This window comes from Klebsiella sp. D5A (assembly GCF_001620885.1).
Taxonomy (GTDB): domain Bacteria; phylum Pseudomonadota; class Gammaproteobacteria; order Enterobacterales; family Enterobacteriaceae; genus Klebsiella; species Klebsiella variicola.
The window spans coordinates 224,054-248,348 of the sequence record NZ_LOAR01000009.1 but is presented as its reverse complement, the minus strand read 5'-3'; the positions used below and the strand labels follow the sequence as shown (position 1 = coordinate 248,348).

28 protein-coding genes are annotated in these 24,295 nt (G+C 58.0%); 16 read left to right on the top strand and 12 right to left on the bottom strand.

The annotated features are described in order from the left end of the window. Positions 1-6: 6 nt before the first annotated feature. Positions 7-609 (bottom strand): peroxiredoxin, encoded by a 603-nt coding sequence (locus AS136_RS15445; RefSeq protein WP_004178733.1) that lies wholly within the window; start codon positions 607-609, stop codon positions 7-9. Between the two features lie 127 nt (positions 610-736). Then, positions 737-1,318 (bottom strand): ACP phosphodiesterase, encoded by a 582-nt coding sequence (gene acpH / locus AS136_RS15440; RefSeq protein WP_008805369.1) that lies wholly within the window; start codon positions 1,316-1,318, stop codon positions 737-739. A gap of 74 nt (positions 1,319-1,392) precedes the next feature. Between acpH and AS136_RS28710 the strand changes: the two genes are divergently transcribed. The 8 genes from AS136_RS28710 to AS136_RS15405 all read left to right on the top strand — a co-directional run bounded on the left by AS136_RS28710 (position 1,393) and on the right by AS136_RS15405 (position 8,308). After that, entirely contained in the window at positions 1,393-1,509 is a 117-nt protein-coding gene (locus AS136_RS28710) for a hypothetical protein (protein ID WP_004218831.1), read from the top strand. A gap of 64 nt (positions 1,510-1,573) precedes the next feature. Beyond that, the gene (gene queA, locus AS136_RS15435) at positions 1,574-2,638 is read left to right on the top strand and encodes a tRNA preQ1(34) S-adenosylmethionine ribosyltransferase-isomerase QueA (protein ID WP_002890390.1); all 1,065 of its coding nucleotides are present in this window, start codon (positions 1,574-1,576) and stop codon (positions 2,636-2,638) included. A 109-nt stretch (positions 2,639-2,747) separates the two neighbouring features. Next, a complete protein-coding gene (gene tgt / locus AS136_RS15430; protein ID WP_002890395.1) occupies positions 2,748-3,875 on the top strand; it encodes a tRNA guanosine(34) transglycosylase Tgt in 1,128 nt (375 codons plus the stop codon). Between the two features lie 22 nt (positions 3,876-3,897). After that, a complete protein-coding gene (yajC, locus tag AS136_RS15425) occupies positions 3,898-4,230 on the top strand; it encodes a preprotein translocase subunit YajC (protein ID WP_002890398.1) in 333 nt (110 codons plus the stop codon). Between the two features lie 26 nt (positions 4,231-4,256). Then, entirely contained in the window at positions 4,257-6,104 is a 1,848-nt protein-coding gene (gene secD / locus AS136_RS15420; protein ID WP_008805370.1) for a protein translocase subunit SecD, read from the top strand. A gap of 10 nt (positions 6,105-6,114) precedes the next feature. Beyond that, on the top strand, positions 6,115-7,086 hold the full coding sequence (gene secF, locus AS136_RS15415; protein WP_008805371.1) for a protein translocase subunit SecF: 972 nt from the start codon (positions 6,115-6,117) through the stop codon (positions 7,084-7,086). Positions 7,087-7,222: 136 nt separating this feature from the next. Next, on the top strand, positions 7,223-7,588 hold the full coding sequence (locus AS136_RS15410; RefSeq protein WP_023322139.1) for a VOC family protein: 366 nt from the start codon (positions 7,223-7,225) through the stop codon (positions 7,586-7,588). Positions 7,589-7,612: 24 nt separating this feature from the next. After that, positions 7,613-8,308, top strand: coding sequence for a helix-turn-helix transcriptional regulator (locus AS136_RS15405; RefSeq protein WP_008805373.1), 696 nt, complete (start codon positions 7,613-7,615; stop codon positions 8,306-8,308). Positions 8,309-8,350: 42 nt separating this feature from the next. On the opposite strand, the gene AS136_RS15400 is transcribed toward AS136_RS15405, so the two are convergent. Next, positions 8,351-9,235, bottom strand: coding sequence for a nucleoside-specific channel-forming protein Tsx (locus tag AS136_RS15400; protein ID WP_004204836.1), 885 nt, complete (start codon positions 9,233-9,235; stop codon positions 8,351-8,353). A gap of 302 nt (positions 9,236-9,537) precedes the next feature. Beyond that, the gene (locus tag AS136_RS15395) at positions 9,538-10,077 is read right to left on the bottom strand and encodes a SadB/YajI family lipoprotein (protein ID WP_008805374.1); all 540 of its coding nucleotides are present in this window, start codon (positions 10,075-10,077) and stop codon (positions 9,538-9,540) included. Between the two features lie 147 nt (positions 10,078-10,224). On the opposite strand from AS136_RS15395, the gene nrdR reads away from it, so the two are divergent. From nrdR to pgpA, 6 genes are all read left to right on the top strand, one after another. Beyond that, positions 10,225-10,674 carry a transcriptional regulator NrdR gene (nrdR, locus tag AS136_RS15390; protein ID WP_002890417.1) on the top strand — a complete coding sequence of 150 codons (450 nt, stop codon included), beginning with the start codon at positions 10,225-10,227 and terminating at the stop codon, positions 10,672-10,674. 3 nt (positions 10,675-10,677) lie between these two features. Beyond that, the gene (ribD, locus tag AS136_RS15385; protein ID WP_008805375.1) at positions 10,678-11,781 is read left to right on the top strand and encodes a bifunctional diaminohydroxyphosphoribosylaminopyrimidine deaminase/5-amino-6-(5-phosphoribosylamino)uracil reductase RibD; all 1,104 of its coding nucleotides are present in this window, start codon (positions 10,678-10,680) and stop codon (positions 11,779-11,781) included. 87 nt (positions 11,782-11,868) lie between these two features. After that, complete coding sequence (ribH, locus tag AS136_RS15380; protein WP_001021161.1) at positions 11,869-12,339, top strand: 6,7-dimethyl-8-ribityllumazine synthase; 471 nt, start codon at positions 11,869-11,871, stop codon at positions 12,337-12,339. Between the two features lie 19 nt (positions 12,340-12,358). Further along, positions 12,359-12,778, top strand: a complete 420-nt coding sequence (gene nusB, locus AS136_RS15375) for a transcription antitermination factor NusB (protein WP_008805376.1) — start codon at positions 12,359-12,361, stop codon at positions 12,776-12,778. Positions 12,779-12,851: 73 nt separating this feature from the next. Continuing rightward, positions 12,852-13,823 carry a thiamine-phosphate kinase gene (thiL, locus tag AS136_RS15370; RefSeq protein WP_042946837.1) on the top strand — a complete coding sequence of 324 codons (972 nt, stop codon included), beginning with the start codon at positions 12,852-12,854 and terminating at the stop codon, positions 13,821-13,823. Then, positions 13,816-14,319, top strand: a complete 504-nt coding sequence (gene pgpA / locus AS136_RS15365; RefSeq protein ID WP_008805378.1) for a phosphatidylglycerophosphatase A — start codon at positions 13,816-13,818, stop codon at positions 14,317-14,319. The genes thiL and pgpA overlap by 8 nt, the downstream gene beginning before the upstream one ends. Positions 14,320-14,364: 45 nt before the next feature. Here the strand turns inward: pgpA and AS136_RS15360 are convergent, their stop codons facing one another. From AS136_RS15360 to xseB, 4 genes are read right to left on the bottom strand one after another with little or no spacing between them, the layout of a single operon-like run. Then, a complete protein-coding gene (locus tag AS136_RS15360; protein ID WP_023322140.1) occupies positions 14,365-15,339 on the bottom strand; it encodes an aldo/keto reductase in 975 nt (324 codons plus the stop codon). 60 nt (positions 15,340-15,399) lie between these two features. After that, positions 15,400-17,262, bottom strand: a complete 1,863-nt coding sequence (dxs, locus tag AS136_RS15355; protein WP_008805380.1) for a 1-deoxy-D-xylulose-5-phosphate synthase — start codon at positions 17,260-17,262, stop codon at positions 15,400-15,402. A gap of 18 nt (positions 17,263-17,280) precedes the next feature. Beyond that, positions 17,281-18,180: a (2E,6E)-farnesyl diphosphate synthase gene (ispA, locus tag AS136_RS15350; protein WP_008805381.1), complete on the bottom strand. Its 900-nt coding sequence runs from the start codon at positions 18,178-18,180 to the stop codon at positions 17,281-17,283. A 1-nt stretch (position 18,181) separates the two neighbouring features. Continuing rightward, positions 18,182-18,424, bottom strand: coding sequence for an exodeoxyribonuclease VII small subunit (gene xseB / locus AS136_RS15345; protein WP_002891398.1), 243 nt, complete (start codon positions 18,422-18,424; stop codon positions 18,182-18,184). 181 nt (positions 18,425-18,605) lie between these two features. Here xseB and thiI point away from each other — a divergent pair, with 181 nt between their 5' ends. After that, complete coding sequence (gene thiI, locus AS136_RS15340; protein WP_008805382.1) at positions 18,606-20,054, top strand: tRNA uracil 4-sulfurtransferase ThiI; 1,449 nt, start codon at positions 18,606-18,608, stop codon at positions 20,052-20,054. 69 nt (positions 20,055-20,123) lie between these two features. Here the strand turns inward: thiI and AS136_RS15335 are convergent, their stop codons facing one another. Genes AS136_RS15335 through panE form a run of 3 tightly spaced genes read right to left on the bottom strand, consistent with a single transcriptional unit; the run spans position 20,124 to position 22,118 of the window. Beyond that, the gene (locus AS136_RS15335; RefSeq protein WP_022066303.1) at positions 20,124-20,600 is read right to left on the bottom strand and encodes an SRPBCC family protein; all 477 of its coding nucleotides are present in this window, start codon (positions 20,598-20,600) and stop codon (positions 20,124-20,126) included. Between the two features lie 50 nt (positions 20,601-20,650). After that, on the bottom strand, positions 20,651-21,244 hold the full coding sequence (gene yajL / locus AS136_RS15330) for a protein deglycase YajL (RefSeq protein WP_008805384.1): 594 nt from the start codon (positions 21,242-21,244) through the stop codon (positions 20,651-20,653). Then, positions 21,207-22,118: a 2-dehydropantoate 2-reductase gene (gene panE / locus AS136_RS15325; protein WP_008805385.1), complete on the bottom strand. Its 912-nt coding sequence runs from the start codon at positions 22,116-22,118 to the stop codon at positions 21,207-21,209. Before panE ends, yajL begins: the two co-directional genes overlap by 38 nt. A gap of 217 nt (positions 22,119-22,335) precedes the next feature. On the opposite strand from panE, the gene AS136_RS15320 reads away from it, so the two are divergent. Then, positions 22,336-22,827 carry a YajQ family cyclic di-GMP-binding protein gene (locus tag AS136_RS15320; protein WP_002891465.1) on the top strand — a complete coding sequence of 164 codons (492 nt, stop codon included), beginning with the start codon at positions 22,336-22,338 and terminating at the stop codon, positions 22,825-22,827. 42 nt (positions 22,828-22,869) lie between these two features. Here AS136_RS15320 and AS136_RS15315 read toward each other — a convergent pair whose 3' ends face one another. Beyond that, entirely contained in the window at positions 22,870-24,234 is a 1,365-nt protein-coding gene (locus AS136_RS15315; RefSeq protein ID WP_012542696.1) for an MFS transporter, read from the bottom strand. Positions 24,235-24,295 lie beyond the last annotated feature (61 nt).

Genomic DNA, 24,295 nt, shown 5'->3' with positions numbered 1-24,295 from the left:
TGCCGATTACAGGCTGGAGACGTTTTCGGTCAGGTATTTTGCTACGCCTTCCGGAGAAGCAGCCATACCTTCTTTTCCTTTTTCCCACTGCGCCGGGCAGACTTCGCCGTGCTCTTCGTGGAACTGCAGCGCGTCAACCATACGCAGCATTTCGTCGATGTTACGGCCCAGCGGCAGGTCGTTAACCACCTGGTGGCGTACCACGCCGTTAGCGTCGATCAGGAAAGAGCCGCGCAGCGCTACGCCTTCGTCCGGATGCTCGATACCGTAAGCTTTCTGGATTTCACGTTTGATGTCAGCAACCATCGCGTATTTAACCGGGCCGATACCGCCCTGGTCTACCGGGGTGTTACGCCATGCGTTGTGAACGAACTCGGAATCGAAGGAAACGCCAACCACTTCCACGCCGCGTTTCTGGAATTCTTCGTAACGTTTGTCGAACGCGATCAGCTCAGACGGGCAAACGAAGGTGAAGTCCATCGGCCAGAAGAACAGAACGGTAGGTTTACCGTTGGTGTGCTGTTTGAAATTGAATTTCTCAACGATCTCACCATTACCCAGCACAGCGGCTGCAGTAAAATCCGGCGCTTGACGAGTGACCAGAACCATTTGATTCTCCTGTAATTACTAAGGTTATTTGGAACGCAACGCGGGCAAGTATAGAGCCTGGCCGGTAATAACACAAAGAGGCGCTAACAATCGTTCAGCCAGCTTTTACCTATCAATGATGCAACGATTACAGTTGTTTGTTTTCTGCCAGGCGCATCATTTGCGGATAAAAGCGCCAGAACTGCCCCTCCAGCTGGTCGTAGTGGGTATCCAGATCCTGCCAGGAATCGCGTAGGGCGTCGAGACGCGGACGGCGGCTGGCCATGCCGTTAAGCACGCGCTGAATAAAATCCATCTCCTGATAGCGCTCCAGCCAGCGCTCCGACCACAGGTACTGATTCAGATTGACGAAGCGTGGCGGCGAGTCAGGCAGGATGGGGACGATCTGCTGCTCGGCGTAGCGCACGAACTCGTCCAGCGGCAGGTCAGGGGAGAGCTGCGCCCAGTGCTGCGACAGGAAATGATCCCACATGACATCGAGGGTGATGGGGGCGACGCGACGGGTTTGCGGGCGAAACCACTCCCGCGCCTCTTTGACTTCCGCCAGGTTGTCAGTCATCACGTCAATCCGGCGATGCATATAGATGCCGTCGATGATCTCCGCCGGATAGTCGCCCTGCGGGTTGCCGCGCACAAAATCGGCCATCAGGTTGCCGGGCAGCGAGCTGTCGGCGAGATGGGCGAGGTGCAGGTGGGCGAGAAAATTCATAAAACGACATCCTTTAAATACGAGCGGGCAGGTGGAATCACCGATGTTGCGCTGAACGGCGCCTCGGTGTCCGCATGGCATGCTGCCTGGCTGCGCGCGGCACCTTTGCCACCGGTAAGGCATTCGGTTGCCGCATGGCGGCATTCGGAATGATTTGGAATATAGATTATGTCATTCATCCGGAGGGGTAAAGGTTGCAGGCGGAACGCCCCGGCACTAGACTACCCGCCTCTTTATTCAGTCTGAGTTACCGTCATGCGCGTTACCGATTTTGCTTTTGAACTACCCGAATCTCTGATCGCCCACTATCCGATGCCTGAGCGCAGCAGCTGTCGCCTGCTCTCCCTGGACGGGCCGACGGGCGCGCTGACGCATGGCACCTTCACCGACATCCTCGATAAGCTCAATCCCGGCGATCTGCTGGTGTTTAACAACACCCGGGTGATCCCGGCGCGTCTGTTCGGCCGCAAGGCCAGCGGCGGCAAGATTGAAGTGCTGGTGGAGCGGATGCTGGATGATAAGCGCATCCTGGCCCATATTCGCGCCTCAAAAGCGCCGAAGCCGGGCGCCGAGCTGCTGCTGGGCGATGACGAGAGCATTAAGGCCACGATGCTGGCGCGTCATGGCGCGCTGTTTGAAGTGGAATTTAACGACGAGCGTCCGGTGCTGGAGATCCTCAACGGGATCGGCCATATGCCGCTGCCGCCCTACATTGACCGCCCGGACGAAGACGCTGATCGCGAACTCTATCAAACCGTCTACGGCACCAGGCCGGGCGCGGTAGCCGCCCCGACCGCCGGTCTGCACTTCGACGAACCGCTGCTGGACAAACTGCGCGCCAAAGGCGTTGAGATGGCGTTTGTCACCCTGCACGTGGGGGCGGGGACTTTCCAGCCGGTGCGCGTCGACAGCATTGAAGAGCACACCATGCACTCTGAATATGCGGAAGTGCCGCAGGAGGTGGTCGATGCGGTGCTGGCGGCGAAAGCGCGCGGCAACCGCGTGATTGCGGTAGGCACCACCTCGGTACGCTCGCTGGAGAGCGCGGCGCAGGCGGCGAAAGACGCCCTGATCGCGCCGTTCTTCGACGATACGCAGATTTTCATCTACCCGGGTTATCAGTACCAGGTGATCGATGCGCTGGTAACCAACTTCCATCTCCCTGAATCCACACTGATTATGCTGGTGTCGGCGTTTGCGGGTTATCAGCACACCATGAACGCCTATAAGGTGGCGGTGGAGCAGAAATATCGCTTTTTTAGCTACGGGGATGCGATGTTTATCACGTACAATCCGCAGGCTATTTCTGAGCGTCCCTGACAAGGCCGGCCCGCCGGCGTTTTGGACGCCATGACGCATTTTTTAGCCACGGAATCATTCCGTGGCGAGTATGAAAACGTCGGACTGTTTTTCTGACGCAGGAGCAAGCATGAAATTTGAACTGGATACCACCGACGGTCGCGCCCGCCGCGGTCGCCTGGTGTTTGAGCGCGGCGTGGTGGAAACACCGGCCTTTATGCCCGTTGGCACCTACGGCACCGTCAAAGGGATGACGCCGGAAGAAGTGGAAGCCACCGGCGCGCAGATTATTCTCGGCAACACCTTCCACCTGTGGCTGCGCCCGGGTCAGGAGATCATGAAGCTGCATGGCGATCTGCACGATTTTATGCAGTGGAAAGGACCGATCCTTACCGACTCCGGCGGCTTCCAGGTGTTCAGCCTTGGCGATATCCGTAAGATCACCGAGCAGGGCGTCCATTTCCGCAACCCGATCAACGGCGATCCTATTTTCCTCGATCCGGAAAAATCGATGGAGATTCAATACGATCTCGGTTCCGACATCGTGATGATCTTCGACGAATGTACGCCGTACCCGGCAGACTGGGATTACGCCAAGCGCTCGATGGAAATGTCTCTGCGCTGGGCCAAGCGCAGCCGCGACCGTTTCGATAGCCTTGGCAATAAAAATGCGCTGTTCGGCATCATTCAGGGCAGCGTTTACGAAGATTTACGTGATATCTCGGTGAAAGGTCTGGTAGAGATTGGCTTTGATGGCTACGCTGTCGGCGGTTTGGCGGTCGGTGAGCCGAAGGAAGACATGCACCGTATTCTGGAGCACGTCTGCCCGCAGATCCCGGCCGATAAACCACGATACCTGATGGGCGTCGGGAAGCCGGAAGATCTGGTGGAAGGGGTACGTCGCGGTATCGATATGTTCGACTGCGTCATGCCGACGCGCAACGCGCGTAACGGCCACCTGTTCGTCACCGACGGCGTGGTGAAAATCCGCAACGCGAAGCACAAAAGCGATACCGCACCGCTGGACGCCGAGTGTGATTGCTATACATGTCGCAATTATTCACGCGCTTACTTGCATCACCTCGACCGTTGCAACGAAATATTGGGCGCGCGTCTCAATACCATTCATAACCTGCGCTACTATCAGCGTTTAATGGCTGGTTTACGCAAGGCTATCGAAGAGGGTAAATTAGAGAGCTTCGTGACCGATTTTTACCAACGTCAGGGGCGCACCGTGCCTCCTTTGAACGTTGATTAATTTTAATAATGAGGGAATTTCAATGAGCTTTTTTATTTCTGATGCGGTAGCGGCAACGGGTGCACCGGCGCAGGGCAGCCCGATGTCTCTGATTCTGATGCTGGTGGTGTTCGGTCTGATTTTTTACTTCATGATCCTGCGTCCACAGCAGAAGCGCACCAAGGAACACAAGAACCTGATGAACTCCATCGCCAAAGGTGATGAAGTGCTGACCAACGGCGGTCTGGTCGGTCGCGTGACCAAAGTAGCGGAAACTGGCTACATTGCTATCGCGCTGAACGATACCACTGAAGTGGTTATCAAACGTGACTTCGTTGCTGCCGTTCTGCCGAAAGGCACCATGAAGGCGCTGTAATCTAACTTTTCCCAAAGGGAACTGCCGTGTTAAACCGTTATCCTTTGTGGAAGTACGTCATGCTGGTCGTCGTCATTGTCGTCGGCCTGATCTATGCGCTTCCCAACCTGTATGGTGAGGATCCGGCTGTTCAAATCACTGGCGCGCGCGGCGTCGCCGCCAGTGAGCAAACGCTGATCCAGGTCCAGAAAACTTTACAAGAAGAAAAAATAACCGCGAAGTCTGTGGCACTGGAAGAGGGCGCTATTCTTGCGCGCTTCGACACCACTGATACCCAGCTGCGTGCGCGTGAAGCGCTGCTTACCGTGCTGGGTGACAAATACGTCGTGGCGCTAAACCTTGCTCCGGCAACCCCACGCTGGCTGGCGGCACTCTATGCCGAGCCAATGAAGCTGGGTCTTGATCTGCGCGGCGGCGTGCACTTCCTGATGGAAGTCGATATGGACACCGCGTTAGGCAAACTGCAGGAACAGAACATCGACAGCCTGCGCAGCGAACTGCGTGACAAAGGCATTCCTTACGCGACCGTGCGCAAGGAAGACAACTATGGTCTGAGCATCGTCTTCCGCGACAGCGCGGCGCGCGACCAGGCTATCTCTTATCTCAGCCCTCGCCATCGCGATCTGGTTATTTCCTCTCAGGGTGACAACAGCCTGAAAGCGGTGATGACCGATGAGCGCCTGAAAGAAGCCCGTGAGTACGCGGTTCAGCAGAACATTAACATTCTGCGTAACCGTGTGAACCAGCTGGGCGTCGCCGAACCGCTGGTTCAGCGTCAGGGTGCTGACCGCATCGTGGTTGAGCTGCCGGGTATCCAGGATACCGCGCGGGCGAAAGAGATCCTTGGCGCAACCGCGACCCTCGAGTTCCGACTGGTCAATACCAACGTGGACCAGTCCGCCGCTGCCTCTGGCCGCGTGCCGGGCGACTCGGAAGTGAAAGAGACGCGTGAAGGCCAGCCGGTGGTGCTGTACAAGCGAGTGATCCTGACCGGTGACCATATCACCGACTCGACCTCCAGCATGGATGAGTACAACCAGCCGCAGGTCAACATCTCGCTGGACAGCGCGGGCGGTAATATCATGTCTAACTTCACCAAGGACAATATCGGTAAGCCGATGGCGACCCTGTTCGTGGAGTATAAAGACAGCGGTAAGAAAGACGCTAACGGTCGCGCTATCCTGGCGAAAGAGGAAGAGGTGATTAACATCGCCAACATCCAGTCGCGTCTGGGTAACAGCTTCCGTATCACCGGTATCAGCAACCCGAACGAAGCACGCCAGCTGTCGCTGCTGCTGCGTGCCGGTGCGCTGATTGCCCCGATTCAGATCGTCGAAGAGCGGACTATCGGCCCAACCCTTGGTATGCAGAACATCAAGCAGGGTCTGGAAGCCTGTCTGGCCGGCCTGGTGGTCTCTATCCTGTTCATGATCCTCTTCTATAAGAAGTTCGGTCTGATTGCGACCTCGGCGCTGATTGCCAACCTGGTGCTGATTGTCGGCATTATGTCCCTGATCCCGGGGGCGACGCTGACCATGCCGGGCATCGCGGGTATCGTGTTAACCCTTGCGGTGGCGGTCGATGCTAACGTTCTGATCAACGAGCGTATCAAAGAAGAGCTGAGCAACGGGCGTACCGTTCAGCAGGCGATTGACGAAGGTTATCGCGGCGCGTTCAGCTCGATCTTCGACGCCAACGTGACGACGCTTATCAAAGTGATCATCCTGTACGCGGTCGGTACCGGTGCCATTAAAGGGTTTGCGATTACCACCGGTATCGGTATCGCGACCTCAATGTTTACCGCTATCGTCGGCACCCGTGCCATCGTGAACCTGCTGTACGGCGGCAAGCGCGTTAAAAAGCTGTCTATCTGAGGAGTGCGTTGTGGCACAGGAATATACTGTTGAACAATTGAACCACGGCCGTAAAGTCTGGGACTTTATGCGCTGGGACTACTGGGCCTTCGGCATTTCAGGTTTTCTGCTGATTGTGTCGATCGCCATCATCGGCGTCCGCGGCTTTAACTGGGGGCTCGATTTCACCGGCGGTACGGTGATCGAGATTACCCTTGAGAAGCCGGTCGATCTGGACCAGATGCGCGACTCCCTGCAGAAAGCGGGCTTTGAAGAGCCGCAGGTGCAGAACTTTGGCAGCAGCCGCGACATCATGGTACGTATGCCGCCGGTGCATGACGCCAACGTCAGCCAGGAGCTGGGCAGCAAGGTCGTGACGGTGATTAACGAATCGACCAGTCAGAATGCGGCGGTGAAGCGTATTGAGTTTGTCGGCCCGAGCGTCGGCGCGGACCTCGCGCAAACTGGCGCCCTGGCGCTGATTGCCGCGCTGGTCTGTATCCTGATCTACGTCGGCTTCCGCTTCGAATGGCGTCTGGCTGCCGGGGTGGTTATCGCTCTGGCGCACGATGTGGTGATCACCATGGGCGTGCTGTCGCTGTTCCATATCGAAATCGACCTGACCATCGTGGCCTCGTTGATGTCGGTTATCGGCTACTCGCTGAATGACAGTATTGTGGTATCGGACCGTATCCGTGAAAACTTCCGTAAGATCCGCCGCGGTACGCCGTATGAGATCTTTAACGTGTCGTTGACCCAGACGCTGCACCGTACCTTGATCACCTCCGGGACCACCCTGATGGTGATCCTGATGCTGTTCCTGTTCGGCGGCCCGATTCTGGAAGGCTTCTCGCTGACCATGCTGATCGGTGTCTCCATCGGTACGGCTTCCTCTATCTACGTCGCCTCTGCGCTGGCGTTGAAACTGGGTATGAAGCGCGAGCATCTGCTGCAGCAGAAGGTCGAAAAAGAAGGGGCGGACCAGCCGTCTATTCTGCCGTAATCCGGTTCAGTTGAGATAAAGCCATCCCGGCCCAGGCGGCCGGGATTTTTTTGTCCGCGATAAAACCTGCTGACAGTATGCTGTCAGGAGCCTTCCCATACACTCCTTCTGAACTCACTAACGAGCAGGAGGAAGTATGAATAACGTGATTAACTGGTTTGAAATTCCGGTCGCCGATATGGATCGCGCCGTCGCGTTTTATGAGCAGGTGATGCAGGTGACGCTGCGTCGCGAAACCATGGACTGCGCCGAGCTGGCGGTGTTCCCGCATCAGGATCCGGCCCCCGGCGGCGCGTTGGCCAAATTTGAGGGTATCGCCCCTTCAGCGCAGGGCGCTATTATTTACCTGCATACAGACCATCTTGCCGCCACCCTGGACCGCGTTGCCTCGGCGGGTGGGGCGTGTGTTTTCGGGCCGCTGACGCTGCCGAATGATATTGGCACCATCGCGCTGTTTACTGACAGCGAGGGCAACCGCGTCGGCCTGCACCAGCCGGCTTAACCTAAACGTTTTGTGAAGTGAGACATGACCCGACGCGCCGACCGTTTATTTCAGATTGTGCAGATCCTGCGCGGCAGGCGGCTCACTACCGCCGCGCTGCTGGCGGAGCGGTTGGGCGTGTCGGAGCGCACCGTGTATCGCGATATTCGCGATCTCTCCCTCTCCGGCGTGCCGGTGGAGGGCGAGGCGGGGAGTGGTTATCGCCTGCTAGCGGGCTACGATCTGCCGCCGCTGATGCTGACCACCAAAGAATCCGAAGCGCTGATCGCCGCGATTCGGTTGCTGAAAACCTGGGGCGGTGAGGCGCTGTCGCAATCGCTGGAATCCGCCCAGGAGAAGATGCTGGCGATCCTGCCGGAGGCGCGCCGGCGCCAGGCGGAGCAGACCCGCCTGTTTGCCCCCGATCTCGGCGCCCATCGTTATGCCAAAACCTATTTTGACGTCATTCATCAGGCGGTCTCCGGCCAGCAGGTGCTGCAGTTGCGCTATCAGGATGAGTCTGGCCGGGTAACCGAGCGCGACGTGCTGCCGCTGGGGCTGTTTTTCTGGGGGGAGCGCTGGCTGCTGGTGGCCTGGTGCGAGCTGCGTAATGATTATCGTAACTTTCGCCTCGACCGTTGTCTGGCGGTCAGGGCGACCGAGCGTCGATTCAGCGAGTGTGCCGATCGCTCGTTAAGCGATTTTCTGCGCAAAGTGCGGTGCGACGTGTGGGAGAAATAAAAACGCCCGGCTGGCCCGGGCGCTGTCTAGCTGTATCCGCAATTAGAAGTTGTAACCGACCACGAAGTAACCACCCCAGCCGGTCGAGCGGACGCTGAAATCGCCATCGCCGAAGTTCAGCTTGGCATCGTCAGCCCACTGGCCGCCGTTATGGAAGTAACGGGCCACCACCGAGTAGTGCCAGTGCGCGTAGTTCAGCGCCAGGATGTGGCTGGAGGCGATGGAGTTGCTGGTGCGCGCGTGCTTCCCGTTCAGATCGTAGAAGTTGTCATCGCCGAGGTCAGAACCCCAGTCGAAGTTGGTGAAACCGATGTAGCTCAGCGAGCCGCCCCACAGGTCGGTCAGCGGCACGAAGTATTTCACTTTGAAGCGGTAGCCGTCCCACTCGTTTTCGTTGGACGCGCCGTAGTTCTGCCACTGGTATTTGGCGTAGACGTTCAGTGACAGGCTCATCGGCAGGCCGGTATCGATATCGGTACCCAGACCCATATACCAGGTGCTCTGCTCCTGAGAGTCGTTACGGCCCATATCGTAGATATAGTTGTTCGCGAAGTACCACTCTTTGAACGGCCCGAAGCTCAGATCGGTATTGGTCAGCTTATCGATAGAGAAACGCGGTTCGATCTCCATAAACAGCGGCGAGCCGTTGTTCCAGATACCTTTTGCCGTGCTGTTGCCGCCGAAGAATACCGGGGCATCGATATAGCCGTAGAAATCAAACCAGTCTTTTTTGGCGAACGCTTCATATTCCAGGTAGGTATCGTTACGGATCTGCGGTCCAAAACGGGTGTGGTAGCTGCCCACCACGTTAACACTCTGGTGCCACCAGTCAGACAGGTACTGCGGTTTATCGTTTTCTGCCGCGCCCGCAGTAAAAGAAGTGGAGAGCGCCACAACCGCACCCGCTGCCAGTAATGTTTTTTTCATAGTAATGCCACTGTTTAAATTGAGCCTGAAGGCGTTAAAAGAAGTGCCGAAGCGTTTCTAAATATTTCGTCTTTCTGTGGGGGTCTATTATAGGAATCATTGCTCACAAAAATACGTGTTGTTTCACATAACCAGAACATGCGTAATCGATTGCGTTCACGATTCTATGCATTTCTTGACAAAATGCTACTGAAAATCGCCATACAGAACGATTTCTAATGAACTCTTGTGAAAAGTTGTAAGTGGATAAGAAAGACGGGGGCTGGAGGTAGGCCGGGCGGGGCAGGGCCCGGCGTGAAGATTTACTGTGCGGCGGCGGGCTGGATATCGTGGACGCGAATAAAACCGACTTTGTCGGGCGTCACGTTCAGACGCAACGGGATATCCACATCGCTGGGGGCGAGGATGCTGGCCGGGGCGCTAATCAGCTGATCCTGAACATTGACTTCCTGATAGCTGTGGGTGGTGCCGGTGATCTGCCCGGAGGCGACGGTGGCGGTAAAGGCCGGCAGCGGATCGTTGGATTCACCCTGAATGCGTAAAGTCAGGCGTGACCCGTCGCCGTCCGGCGTAATGCTGCCCACCGACATGCGCAGGGTGCCGATCTGGCTCTCCAGCCGCGCCGGGGTTTTGGCCTCCGGCAGCAGATAGACGCCGCGGGTGGATTTGGCGTTCAGCGCGTTTTGTTGGGTGATTTTGATCGTTTGCTGATTGAGCTGGGTCATCTCCTGGCTCAGGGTACTCACGCTCTGGTGCATCTGGCGGATTTCGCTTTGCTGGGCGCAGGCGGTCAGGGTAAACAGGCTGCCCGCGATGGCGAGTTTCAGGTAACGTCTTGTCATGGTCAGGATTCCGTTTGCAGAGGATGCTTAATGGTAGCCAAACCGCCTGCCTCTCTCATAGATCCTTTGTCTCAAAAGCTCTTTCTTTGTAGTCAGGTCACTTCGCGGTAAACTACCCTTCAGTTTAACTACCTGTCAGGACGCGCTATGCATTGCCCTTTCTGTTTCGCCGTGGATACCAAAGTGATCGACTCTCGTCTGGTGGGGGAAGGCTCTTCCGTGCGTCGCCGTCGGCAGTGCCTGGTCTGTAATGAACGCTTTACCACCTTCGAAGTGGCGGAGCTGGTGATGCCCCGGGTGGTGAAGAGTAACGATGTGCGTGAACCCTTCAACGAAGACAAGCTGCGCAGCGGGATGCTGAAAGCGCTGGAGAAACGTCCGGTTAGCGCCGATGACGTGGAAATGGCGGTCAACCATATCAAAACCCATCTGCGCGGCACCGGCGAGCGCGAAGTGGCCAGCAAAATGATTGGCAATCTGGTGATGGAGCAGCTGAAAAAGCTGGATAAAGTCGCCTATATTCGCTTTGCGTCGGTCTATCGCAGCTTCGAAGACATCAAAGAATTCGGCGAAGAGATCGCCCGCTTACAGGACTAAGCCATGCAGGACGAAATGTACATGGCGCGAGCGCTGAAGCTTGCCGCGCGCGGACGCTTTACCACCCATCCTAACCCTAACGTTGGCTGCGTCATTGTGAAAGACGGCGAGATCGTCGGCGAGGGCTTTCACTATCGCGCCGGTGAGCCGCACGCCGAAGTGCACGCGCTCCGCATGGCCGGCGAAAAGGCGCAGGGCGCCACCGCCTACGTCACCCTTGAGCCCTGCAGCCACCATGGCCGTACGCCGCCGTGCTGCGATGCGCTGATCGCCGCCGGCGTTAGCCGCGTGGTCGCTGCGATGCAAGACCCAAACCCGCAGGTGGCGGGGCGCGGTCTGTATCGTCTGCAGCAGGCCGGTATTGACGTCAGCCACGGGCTGATGATGAACGAAGCGGAAGCGCTGAATAAGGGCTTCCTGAAGCGGATGCGCACCGGTTTTCCCTGGGTGCAGCTGAAGCTGGGCGCCTCGCTGGACGGCCGCACGGCGATGGCCAGCGGTGAAAGCCAGTGGATCACCTCCCCGCAGGCGCGACGCGACGTGCAGCGTCTGCGCGCCCAAAGTCATGCCATCCTCACCAGCAGCGCCACCGTGCTGGCGGACGATCCTGCGCTGACCGTGCGCTGGCAGGAGCTGAGCGCGGATACTCAGGCGCTGTATCCCGAAGAGAATTTGCGCCAACCGCTGCGCGTCGTCATCGACAGTCAGAACCGCGTCACGCCTGAGCACCGTATTGTGCAGCAGGCAGGAGAAACGCTGTTTGCCCGCCTGCGTGCGGATGAGCGCCAGTGGCCGGAAAGCGTTCGTACGCTGCTGGTGCCGGAATATAACGGCCATCTCGATCTGGTGTTGCTGATGATGCTGCTTGGCAAACAGCAGGTGAACAGCGTCTGGGTGGAGGCGGGAGCGACGCTCGCCGGGGCGCTGCTGCAGGCTGGCCTTGTCGACGAGCTTATCGTCTATATTGCGCCTAAACTGTTAGGCAATGCGGCGCGTGGATTATGCGCGCTGCCGGGGCTTGAAGAACTGAGCCAGGCACCCCATTTCAAATTCAATGAGATACGTCAGGTTGGCCCGGATGTCTGCCTGCATTTAACCACTGCGTGAGGCTTTCCTGATTATTAGGAAGCAGCGCTCAGAATAATATGATAAAATCCGCCCCCCTTGCGGGGCACATGAACCCGAAGGAAGAGTATGAACATTATTGAAGCTAACGTTGCTACCCCGGACGCTCGCGTCGCCATCACCATTGCGCGTTTCAACAACTTTATCAATGACAGCCTGCTGGAAGGTGCGATTGACGCCCTGAAACGCATTGGTCAGGTAAAAGATGAAAACATCACCGTTGTTTGGGTTCCAGGCGCGTATGAGCTGCCGCTGGCGGCTGGCGCACTGGCGAAAACCGGTAAATATGACGCGGTGATCGCGCTGGGTACGGTGATCCGCGGCGGTACTGCCCACTTTGAATATGTGGCTGGCGGTGCCAGCAATGGCCTGGCGCATGTCGCTCAGGACAGCGAAATCCCGGTAGCCTTTGGTGTTCTGACCACTGAAAGTATTGAACAAGCCATCGAGCGCGCTGGCACCAAAGCCGGTAACAAAGGCGCAGAAGCTGCGCTGACCGCGCTGGAAATGATTAACGTATTGAAAGCCATCAAGGCCTGATTTTTGTAAGGGGAATTCCGTGAAACCTGCTGCTCGTCGCCGCGCCCGTGAGTGTGCCGTCCAGGCGCTCTACTCCTGGCAGTTGTCCCACAACGACATCGCTGATGTCGAATACCAGTTCCTGGCGGAACAGGACGTAAAAGATGTAGATGTTCTGTATTTCCGTGAACTGCTGTCCGGAGTGGCGACTAACAGCGCGTACCTCGACGGCCTGATGAAGCCCTACCTGTCCCGTCAGCTGGAAGAGCTGGGCCAGGTGGAAAAAGCGGTGCTGCGTATCGCGCTGTTTGAGCTGTCCAAACGTGATGACGTACCGTATAAAGTGGCCATCAATGAAGCTATCGAACTGGCGAAAACCTTCGGCGCTGAAGATAGCCATAAGTTCGTCAACGGCGTGCTGGACAAAGCGGCTCCGGTAATTCGTCCCCGCAAAAAGTAAACGCCAGGCCGGGCTTTGCAGGATCTGATCCCGCGAACCCGGCCTTATTTTTTTCTTTGCTGAGGCATAACGTATGGCATGCGGCGAATTTTCCCTGATTGCCCGTTATTTTGATCGCGTTAAAAGCGCCCGCCTTGATGTTGAAACCGGCATCGGCGATGACTGCGCGCTCCTGAATATCCCCGAGAAAAAAACGCTGGCAATCAGCACCGACACCCTGGTGGCGGGCAATCACTTCTTACCCGATATCGACCCTGCCGACCTCGCTTATAAAGCGCTGGCGGTGAACCTGAGCGACCTCGCGGCGATGGGCGCGGAACCGGCGTGGCTCACGCTGGCGCTGACTTTGCCAGAGGTGGATGAAACCTGGCTGGAAGCCTTTAGCGACAGCCTGTTTGTCCAGCTGGACTATTACGATATGCAGCTGATTGGCGGTGATACCACCCGTGGCCCGCTCGCCATGACGCTGGGTATTCACGGCTTTGTGCCGCCAGGGCGCGCCATGAAACGCGCTGGCGCGAAGCCAGGAGACTGGATCTATGTCACCGGCACCCCGGGAGACAGCGCCGCCGGCCTGGCGGTGCTGCAGAACCGGCTGACGGTGGATGAACCGTCTGACGCCGACTACCTGCTGGCTCGTCATCTGCGCCCGATGCCGCGCGTGCTGCAGGGCCAGGCGCTGCGTGACCTGGCGACATCGGCTATCGATCTTTCCGACGGCCTGATCTCCGATCTGGGCCATATTCTTAAAGCCAGCGGCTGCGGCGCGCGCATCGATCTCGATGCCATGCCGTATTCCGACGCGATACTGCGCCAGGTGGAGCTCGAGCAGGCGCTGCGCTGGGCGCTCGCTGGCGGGGAAGATTACGAACTGTGCTTTACCGTACCGGAGCTGAACCGCGGGGCGCTGGACGTGGCCCTTGGCCATCTTGGCGCGCGTTTTACCTGTATCGGACAGATTGCGCCGGAGAGCGAAGGGCTGCAATTTATCCGCGATGGTAAGCCGGTCGCGCTTGATTTAAAGGGATACGATCACTTTGCGTAGTCGAGACGAGGCGTTACGCCGCCTGAGCATGCGTAACCCGTGGCATCTGCTGGCGACTGGCTTTGGCAGCGGCTTAAGCCCGGTGGTACCGGGGACGATGGGGTCGCTGGCGGCGATCCCGTTCTGGTATCTGATGACCTTTCTCCCCTGGCAGCTCTACTCGCTGGTGGTGATGATGAGCATCTGTATTGGCGTCTATCTGTGCCATCGCACGGCCAAAGATATGGGCACCCATGACCACGGCAGTATAGTCTGGGATGAGTTTGTCGGGATGTGGATCACCCTGATGGCGTTGCCGACCCTGGATTGGCAGTGGGTGGCCGCTGGCTTCGTGATTTTCCGTATCTTCGATATGTGGAAGCCGTGGCCGATTCGCTGGTTTGACCGCAATATCCACGGCGGAATGGGGATTATGGTCGACGATATCGTCGCCGGCGTGATCTCGGCCGGCGTGCTGTATGTCATTGGCCATCACTGGCCCATCGGTCTGCTTTAATCGTCTCTCCCCGGTAGCATCATGCTGCCGGGGAGACCACACCTGTTACTTAAATCCCACCACCGGATGCGGCTGATACGGCGCCTCCAGCTTGTCGATCTGTTCCGGAGAAAGCGTCAAATCCACCGCCTGCAGCAGGTCGTCGAGCTGTTCCTGACGCGAGGGACCGATAATCGGCGCGGCAACGCCAGGTTTACTTAACAGCCAGGCGAGGGCGACCTGGGCGCGGCTGGCGTCGAGTTCTTCCGCCACGTCCGCGAGATTCCCGGCGATCTGCGCGTCGTTTTCTTCGCTGGCGCTGTACAGCGTTTTGCCGAACTCATCCGAAACCAGCCGGGCGGTGGTCTCTCCCCAGGGGCGGGTCAGTCTGCCGCGCGCCAGCGGGCTCCACGGGATCACCGCCACGCCGTTGTGCTGACACAGTGGCAGCATCTCATTCTCTTCTTCCCGGTAAATCAGATTGTAGTGATCCTGCATGGTGACAAAGCGCGCCCAGCCGTTCTGCTGCTGGAGCGTCAGCGCCTGGGCAAATTGTCGGGCATGCATGGACGAGGCGCCGATATAGCGCGCTTTGCCGGCTTTCACCACCTCGTCCAGCGCTTCGAGGGTCTCTTCAATCGGGGTGGTATAGTCCCAGCGGTGGATCTGCAGCAGGTCGACATAGTCCATCCCAAGACGGCGCAGGCTGTCGTCGATGGAGCGCAGGATCTGCGCCCGGGAAAGCCCTTCCGCCAGATCGCCGACCTGGTGATACACTTTGGTGGCGACAACCACCTCATCACGGCGGGCAAAGTCGCGCAGGGCGCGGCCAACGATCTCTTCACTGCTGCCGTCGGAGTAGCTGTTTGCGGTATCGAAGAAGTTGATGCCGCCTTCAATAGCGTGCTGGATAAGCGGGCGGCTGCTCTCTTCCGGAAGCGTCCAGGCGTGTCTGCCGCGGTCCGGCTCGCCGAAGGTCATGCAGCCGAGGCAGAGTCGGGAAACCCGTAAGGCAGTATCACCGAGGAGGATATAGTGCATAGTGCGCTCCTGCTATTCATCAAGGGTATCCCTTAAGCATAGCAGGAGCGGAAGGGGCAATTATGCCAGCCAGTCGCGGATTTTGGCTTCAATACCGGCGGCATCAAGGCCGAGGTCGGCGCGGATCTCTTCCTGAGTGCCCTGAGGAATAAAATAATCCGGCAGGCCAATATTGAGCACCGGTACCGCCCGGCGATGGGCCATCAGCACTTCGTTCACGCCGCTGCCGGCGCCGCCCATGATGGCGTTCTCTTCCAGCGTCACCAGCGCGTCGTGTTCGCCGGCCAGCTGCAGGATCAGCGCCGTATCCAGCGGCTTCACAAAGCGCATATCCACGAGGGTCGCGTTGAGTTTATCCGCTACCGCCGCGGCTTCCGGCAGCAGGGTGCCAAAGTTGAGGATCGCTATTTTCTCGCCCTGACGTTTCACCATCCCTTTGCCGATCGGCAGCGATGCCAGCGGCTCGAGCGTCGCGCCGGTGCCGCTACCGCGCGGATAGCGCACGGCGCAGGGGCCGTCGCTGTAATGGTAGCCGGTATGCAGCATCTGGCGACATTCATTTTCATCGCTCGGGGTCATCACCACCATATCCGGAATACAGCGCAGGAAGGAGAGATCGAACGCTCCCTGATGCGTCTGGCCGTCTGCGCCGACAATCCCGGCGCGGTCGATAGCAAACAGCACCGGCAGCTTCTGGATAGCCACATCGTGGATCACCTGATCGTAGGCTCGCTGCAGGAAGGTGGAGTAGATCGCCACCACCGGCTTGTAGTCGCCAATCGCCAGCCCGGCGGCGAAGGTGACCGCATGCTGCTCGGCGATGGCGACGTCAAAGTACTGATCGGGGAATTTCTTCGAAAACTCCACCATCCCTGAACCTTCGCGCATCGCCGGCGTGATCGCCATCAGCTTGCTGTCTTTGGCCGCCGTTTCGCACAGCCAGTCGCCGAAGATTTTCGAGTAGGAAGGGAGACCGCCGCTGCTTTTGGGCAGTACGCCGCTGGTATGGTCGAATTTTGGCACCGCATGGAAGGTGATCGGGTCTTTCTCGGCAGGCTCATAGCCGCGGCCCTTTTTGGTCATAATATGCAGGAACTGCGGGCCTTTCAGGTCGCGCATGTTCTTCAGCGTGCTGACCAGACCGAGCACATCGTGGCCATCGACCGGCCCGATGTAGTTAAAGCCCAGCTCTTCAAACAGCGTGCCCGGCACCACCATCCCTTTGATATGTTCTTCGGTTCGTTTAAGCAGCTCTTTAATCGGCGGCACCCCGGAGAAGACCTTTTTACCCCCTTCGCGCAGGGTGGAGTAGAGCTTGCCGGAGAGCAGCTGCGCCAGATGATTGTTCAGCGCGCCAACGTTCTCGGAAATCGACATTTCATTGTCATTCAGCACCACCAGCAGGTCGGGTTTGATATCCCCGGCGTGGTTCATCGCTTCAAACGCCATGCCGGCGGTGATCGCCCCGTCGCCAATCACGCACACTGCGCGCCGCTGCTTATCCTCTTTCGCGGCGGCGATAGCCACCCCGATACCGGCTGAAATGGAGGTCGAGGAGTGGCCGACGCTCAGCACGTCATACTCGCTTTCACCGCGCCACGGGAAGGGGTGCAGGCCGCCTTTCTGGCGAATGGTGCCGATTTTGTCCCGGCGGCCGGTCAGAATTTTATGCGGGTAGGCCTGATGGCCGACGTCCCAGATCAGGCGATCGAACGGCGTGTTATACACGTAGTGCAGCGCCACGGTCAGTTCCACCGTGCCGAGGCCAGAGGCAAAGTGACCGCTGGAGCGGCTGACGCTGTCCAGCAGATAGCGCCGCAGCTCATCACACAGCTTCGGCAGGCTCTCTTTTGGCAACAGGCGCAACTCCTGGGTGGAATCTACCAGCGCCAGGGTCGGGTATTTGGCAATATCAAAACTCATCAGAGACTCATTTATTGTTTATTTATCGCGCTGAATAATGTAATTCGCGAGCGCTTCCAGTGCCGAAGTATCCAGAGATTGTGCGGCCAGCTCATCTAACGACCGGCGGGCATCAGCGATCAGGTCGTGCGCTTTCTTCCGGGCTTGCTCAAGACCCAGGAGGGCGGGATAGGTGCTTTTACCCAATTGCTGGTCGGCACCCTGACGTTTGCCAAGGGTCGCAGTATCCCCTACCACGTCGAGAATGTCATCCTGGACCTGGAAGGCAAGACCGATATTTTCCGCATAGCGATCCAGCGCGGGCAGGGCAGCGCGGCCGCGTTCGCCGGCGCTCAGCGCCCCCATCCGGACGGCGGCGCGGATCAACGCCCCCGTTTTGTGGCGATGGATACGCTCCAGCGCCTGCAGATCCACCTGCTGTCCTTCCGCCTCCAGATCCAGCGCCTGGCCGCCGCACATACCCGCCACGCCGCTGGCCTGCGCCAGTTCGGAGACCATCGCCAGCCGGTCCCGATCAGAGACGTCGGCCATCGGCGCATCACTCAGTATAGAGAACGCCAGCGTTTGCAGGGCATCTCCCGCAAGAATTGCGTTGGCTTCGCCAAATTTAATATGACAAGTCGGCAGTCCGCGACGCAGATCGTCATCATCCATCGCCGGCAAATCATCATGCATCAGGGAATAAGCATGAATACATTCGACCGCCGCGGCGGGGGCATCGAGCGTGGTGCGGCTGACGCCGAACATCGCGCCGGTGGCATAGACAAGGAAGGGGCGCAGGCGTTTACCGCCTAAGAGTGCGCCATAATGCATCGCTTCCACCAGCGGAGTGTTCTGAAAGGGCTGCGGCGCGATAAAACGGCGCAATGCCCCATTAGCCTGTTCCACACAGGCCTGCAATTGTTGCGGGAAATCCATTTTATTCAGCGTCCGGCGTAAAAGGCGTGGTCGGGGAATCTTCACTATCCGCCAGCAGGATCTGCACGCGCTGTTCGGCCTTCTGCAGCTGACTTTGCCCCTGGCGCGCCAGCTGTACGCCGCGCTCAAATTCGCTTAGCGCTTCCTCTAACGGCAAATCGCCGCTTTCCAGACGGTTAACGATCTGCTCCAGTTCGCCCAGAGCAGTTTCAAAGCTGGCCGGGGCCTCATTTTTCTTTGGCATAGTGAATGTAGACTCTTGTTATGTCGCGACGGCAATACCGGGTATGGTAACGAAGTCACGCGTGTAAGCAAATAACGCGCAATGGTGATATACTCCGCGCCCAGGATGCAGGCACCGGTGTGCGCTGCTTTACAACTTTTGCTTATAGCCCCGTCGGGCTTGCCAACGAACTATTGTCGCCATGAAGTTTATCATTAAATTGTTCCCGGAAATCACCATCAAAAGCCAATCTGTGCGGTTGCGCTTCATTAAAATCTTAACCGGGAACATTCGTAACGTTCTCAAAAACTATGACGAGACGCTGGCCGTCGTCCGTCATTGGGATCATATCGAAGTTCGCGCGAAAGATGAAAATCAGCGCCCGGCTATTCGCGATGCGCTGACCCGTATCCCCGGCATCCACCATATTCTGGAAGTCGAAGACGTACCGTTCACCTCGCTGCACGATATTTTTGAAAAGACGCTGCCGCTGTGGCGCGAGGCGCTGGAAGGCAAGACCTTCTGCGTGCGTGTGAAGCGTCGCGGCAAACATGAATTCACCTCCATTGAGGTGGAACGCTACGTCGGCGGCGGTCTGAATCAGCATATTGAAACGGCGCGCGTGAAGCTGACCGACCCGGACGTCACCGTCAATCTCGAGATTGAAAACGATCGCCTGCTGCTGGTGAAAGGCCGCTATGAAGGCATCGGCGGCTTCCCGATCGGCACCCAGGAAGATGTGCTGTCGCTGATCTCCGGCGGCTTTGACTCCGGCGTTTCCAGCTATATGCTGATGCGCCGCGGCTGCCGCGTGCACTACTGCTTCTTTAACCTTGGCGGCGCCGCCCACGAGATTGGCGTTCGCCAGGTCGCGCATTACCTGTGGAACCGCTTCGGCAGCTCGCACCGCGTTCGCTTTGTGGCGATTAACTTTGAGCCCGTGGTCGGTGAAATCCTTGAAAAAGTGGACGATGGTCAGATGGGTGTCGTGCTCAAGCGCATGATGGTCCGCGCCGCGTCAAAAGTCGCGGAACGCTACGGCGTGCAGGCGCTGGTCACCGGCGAAGCGCTGGGCCAGGTTTCCAGTCAGACCCTCACTAACCTGCGCCTGATCGACAACGTTTCCGATACTCTGATCCTGCGTCCGCTGATTTCGCACGATAAAGAGCACATCATCGACCTGGCGCGTGAGATCGGCACGGAAGATTTCGCCCGCACCATGCCGGAATACTGCGGCGTGATCTCGAAGAGCCCGACCGTGAAGGCGGTGAAGGCGAAGATTGAAGCGGAAGAAGAACACTTCGATTTCAGCATCCTCGATAAAGTGGTGGAAGAGGCGAGCAATATCGACATTCGCGATATTGCCCAGCAGACGGAAGCCGCCGTGGTTGAAGTGGAAACCGTGACCGGCTTTGGCGCTAACGACGCGATCCTCGACATCCGCTCCATTGACGAGCAGGAAGACAAGCCGCTGAAGGTCGAGGGCGTTGAGGTCGTTTCGCTGCCGTTCTACAAGCTGAGCACCAAATTTGGCGATCTTGATCAGAGCAAAACCTGGCTGCTGTGGTGCGAGCGCGGGGTGATGAGCCGTCTGCAGGCGCTCTATCTGCGCGAGCAGGGCTTCAGCAACGTGAAAGTTTATCGCCCGTAACGGGTTGCCATCCATATTGAAAAAGGCCTTCCCCGATGGAAGGCCTTTTGTCATCTCCGGGCCAGCGCATTAGCGCAGGGTCATCGCCAGGTCATTCAGCTGATCGATGACGATATTCCAGCCCTCAAAAAATCCCATCTGCTCATGCTGCTCGCGAGTTTCATCATCCGCATGCAGCACCGTGGCCGTATAGCGACATCCGTCTTTTTCGTCGGCAAAGGTGATGATGGCCGTCATGGCAAAAGGGGACACGGCAGGACGATAATCCGCCGTCAGCATCGAGGTCATGACGATTTTTTGTTGCGGGATGACCGCAAGAAAACAGCCAGGGTTATCGCTGCGTTCACCGTCAGGGCCGTGCATCACGGTGTGAAAAGCCCCGCCAGAGCGAAAATCAAAGGCCAGCACCTCAGTAGACCAGGGCTTCGGGCACCACCAGGTTTTGAGTAATGCCGGGTCGGCCCACGCGCGCCACAGGGCAGAGGCTGGCGCGCTGAGCAGGCGGCTGATGACAAGATCGCGAGAATCGGATGCGCTACGGGACATGCTACGACTCCTCAGGAAAAGGGGAGCCAGTCCGCGGCGCGGACCGGCTATCAGGCTTCGTAGTAATTATAGATGCCGGCGGCCATTACCAGCTGCGAGGCGACCTCATACGCTTTCTCGCGACCCACCAACAGGTCAATCATTTTCAGGGCGAAATCAATCGATGTCCCCGGTCCCTGGCTGGTTAACAGATTCACCCGTGGATCCCAGACCACCCGTTTATCCTGCCACTGATCGGCGGGGATATGTTCCTTCAGCGCCGGAAAACCGGTCATGTTACCGATTGGGAACAGCTGATGGGGCACCAGCACGGTCGCCGGGGCGGCGCAGATGGCGGCCACAATGCGGCCTGAGAGGTGGAACTGTCGGACGGTTTCCACCAACAGCGGGCTGTCGCGGAAGCACTCTGCGCCCTTGATGCCGCCCGGGAGGACGATGATATCGAAATCACCATCGGCCACCTCGACCAGCGGCGCATCCGCCAGCAGTTTGACGCCGCGCGAGCAGACGATGGTCAGGCCGCCGTCGCTGGCGACGCTGGCGGTGGTTACCTTCACTCCGCCGCGGACCAGCAGATCGATAGTGGTGACCGCTTCGGTCTCTTCGCTACCAGGGGCGAGGCAAATCAGTGCCGACGCGCTCATATTCATTCTCCTTACGCTTGATCAATTCAAATAAGCGGGCGTTTTCCGGTACGGCAACGCCGTGGGCGCGGGCGCGGTTGAGCAGAAAACCGGTGATATAGTCGATCTCCGTGTGCCGCTGGGCGCGGATGTCCTGCAGCATGGATGAGATATTTTCTGCCGTACTTTCAATCACCTGTTCGACATAAAATAGCAGGTTTTCCGCCGAGGTATGAATACCTTCGCGCTCCATCACCGCCGCCACTTCCTGGCAAATGGCGGCAACCTCCTGCGGATAGTGGCGCAAATCGCCGTTTTTACATCCTTTGAGGGCGGTCAGAGGATTAATGACGCAGTTTACCGCCAGCTTGCGCCAGGTGGCCGAGTAGATATGGTTGTGCCAGGCGACATCCGGCAGTACGCTTTGCAGGACTTCCGCGAGATAGCTGTAGTCCTCCTCGTAGCTTTTCGCCGGACCGATATGGGTGGTGCCCTGGGCGACGTGGATGATCACATTCCCGTCGCGACGCGCTGCCTGGGTGGTGGAGGCCAGCAGCAAAGGCTGTTTCACGCCGCGCAGCTCCTCGACGGTGCCCATGCCGTTATGCACCAGCACAATTGGCGTAGTGACCGGCAGGATCCCGGCCAGGTGCTTCACCGCATTCGACACCTGCCAGGCCTTTAAGGTGACGATCAGCAGCTCGCTGCTGGCGAGAAAATCGGGGTCGTTGGCCGTCAGTGACTCGTTGAACACCGAGCCGTCGGTTTCAATGACATTGACGCTACAGAATGGCTGCGGTACGCGTAGCCAGCCCTGGACTTCATGTCCCTGTTTGCACAACGCGGTCAGCCATAGTTGTCCCAGTGCACCGCATCCCAGTACGGTTACTTTCATTGTTCCTCCTCATCTGCCACTACCCCAGGCGCTGATGGCTAAAGTCTATCTCGTCGCTTTTCGCATTGTCGGACGGAAAGGGGGATTCGGCGTCGTCGGGCAGCACGGGGAAATAGCGCGAGCGTTGCGTAATCAGCTAAGCTTCCGGGATAACAAGTTGAGTTATGCCGCGTTGCAGGTATTATGCAACGCAAAAGAAACGGAAGGAGAGGAAAAGATGCCATCTTTCGATATTGTCTCTGAAGTTGATCTTCAGGAAGCCCGTAACGCGGTGGACAACGCGAGCCGCGAAGTCGAGTCGCGTTTTGATTTTCGTGGCGTTGAAGCCACTTTTGAATTAAACGACGCCAACAAAACCATTAAGGTGCTGAGTGAGTCTGACTTCCAGGTGAACCAGCTGCTGGATATCCTGCGCGCTAAGCTGCTTAAGCGCGGCATTGAAGGTACCTCCCTCGACGTGCCGGAAGATATCGTGCACAGCGGTAAAACCTGGTTTGTTGAAGCGAAGCTGAAGCAGGGCATTGAAAGCGCGGTGCAGAAGAAGATCGTCAAACTGATCAAAGACAGCAAGCTGAAAGTGCAGGCGCAGATTCAGGGCGAAGAGATCCGCGTGACCGGTAAGTCCCGCGACGATCTGCAGTCGGTGATGGCGCTGGTGCGCGGCGGCGATCTGGGGCAGCCGTTCCAGTTCAAAAACTTCCGCGACTAACGCGGCGGCAGACAGCAAAAAGCGGGGAATTCCCCGGTTTTTTTATACCCCTTTGATGAGCTGCTCGATCTCGAAGCGGTTGGTGACCTTGCTGTCGATTTTGATATACACCGAGCGCTCCTCAGGTACCACCAGCGCCTGATGAACCCCGTTGGCGTTCAGCAGACGCGTCTGTAGCGCGCTGTCGACCACCACGCCATCCGGCACCTCCACCCGCAGGCTGCTGACGTACGGCGGCTCGCTCATGGTACTGGCCACCAGCAGCCACAGCATTGCCAGCAGGGCGCCCAGCAAGAACACGGTTTGCGAATCAAAGAAACCATCGACCCAGCCGCCAAGCGCGCCGCCAATCGCCACGCCGAGGAACTGGCTGGTGGAGTAGACGCCCATTGCGGTGCCTTTATAGCCCGCCGGCGACTCCTTGCTAATTAACGATGGCAGCAGCGCTTCCAGCAGGTTAAACGCCAGGAAGAAGAGCTGGACGCCCGCCACCAGTTCCCAGAAGTAGCCTCCAGCGCCCCAGAGGACAATTTCCGCAATCAGCAGGATGGCGACGCAGAGCAGGAAGACGCGCTTCATTTTGCGCTTCACTTCGGCATAGATGATAAACGGCACCACCGAGATGAACGAGATAACCATGGTGACCAGGTAAATCTTCCAGTGCTCGGCGGCCGGAAAGCCAGCAGCCTCCAGTTGGCCGGGCAGCGCGACAAAGGTCGACATCAGCATGATGTGCAGGCACATGATGCCAAAGTTGAGCTTCAGCAGGCGTGGTTCCACCAGTACTTTGCTAAAGCAGCCCTTCACCATCCCGGATTCGCGGTTGAGCACGTGGTTATGGCTGTTGGGCACCACCCACAGGGTGAGCAGGATGCCGATGGTCGCCAGAATGGCGATCATCCAGAACAGCGCGTGCAGACCCAGCTGGTGGGTGACAATCGGCCCCAGCACCATGGCGATGGCGAAGGTGACGCCAAAGCTGACGCCGATAAAGGCCATCGCTTTGGTGCGGTTCTGTTCGCGAGTGAGATCGGATAGCAAAGCCATGACCGCGGCGGCGATGGCGCCGGAGCCCTGCAGGGCGCGGCCAAGAATGATGCCCCAGATAGAGTCGGTGAGCGCGGCGATGACGCTGCCGAGTACAAAGATGAGCAGGCCGCCGACGATCAGCGGCTTACGGCCAATACGGTCAGATAACAGTCCGAAGGGGATTTGGAAAATCGCCTGCGCCAGGCCGTAGATACCGATCGCCAGGCCAATCAGCGCTTCACTGGCGCCCTGCAACGCCATGCCATACGTGGTCAGAACCGGCAGGACCATAAACATGCCAAGCATGCGCAGGGAGAATACCGTCCCCAAACCCCAGGTCGCGCGCAGTTCCCCTGGCGTCATTTTGTTATCGTTCATTACCACCTCAATATAAAAACTGCGCCTAGTGTAGCGGCGGGGGGTAAGAAGCGTAAATAAA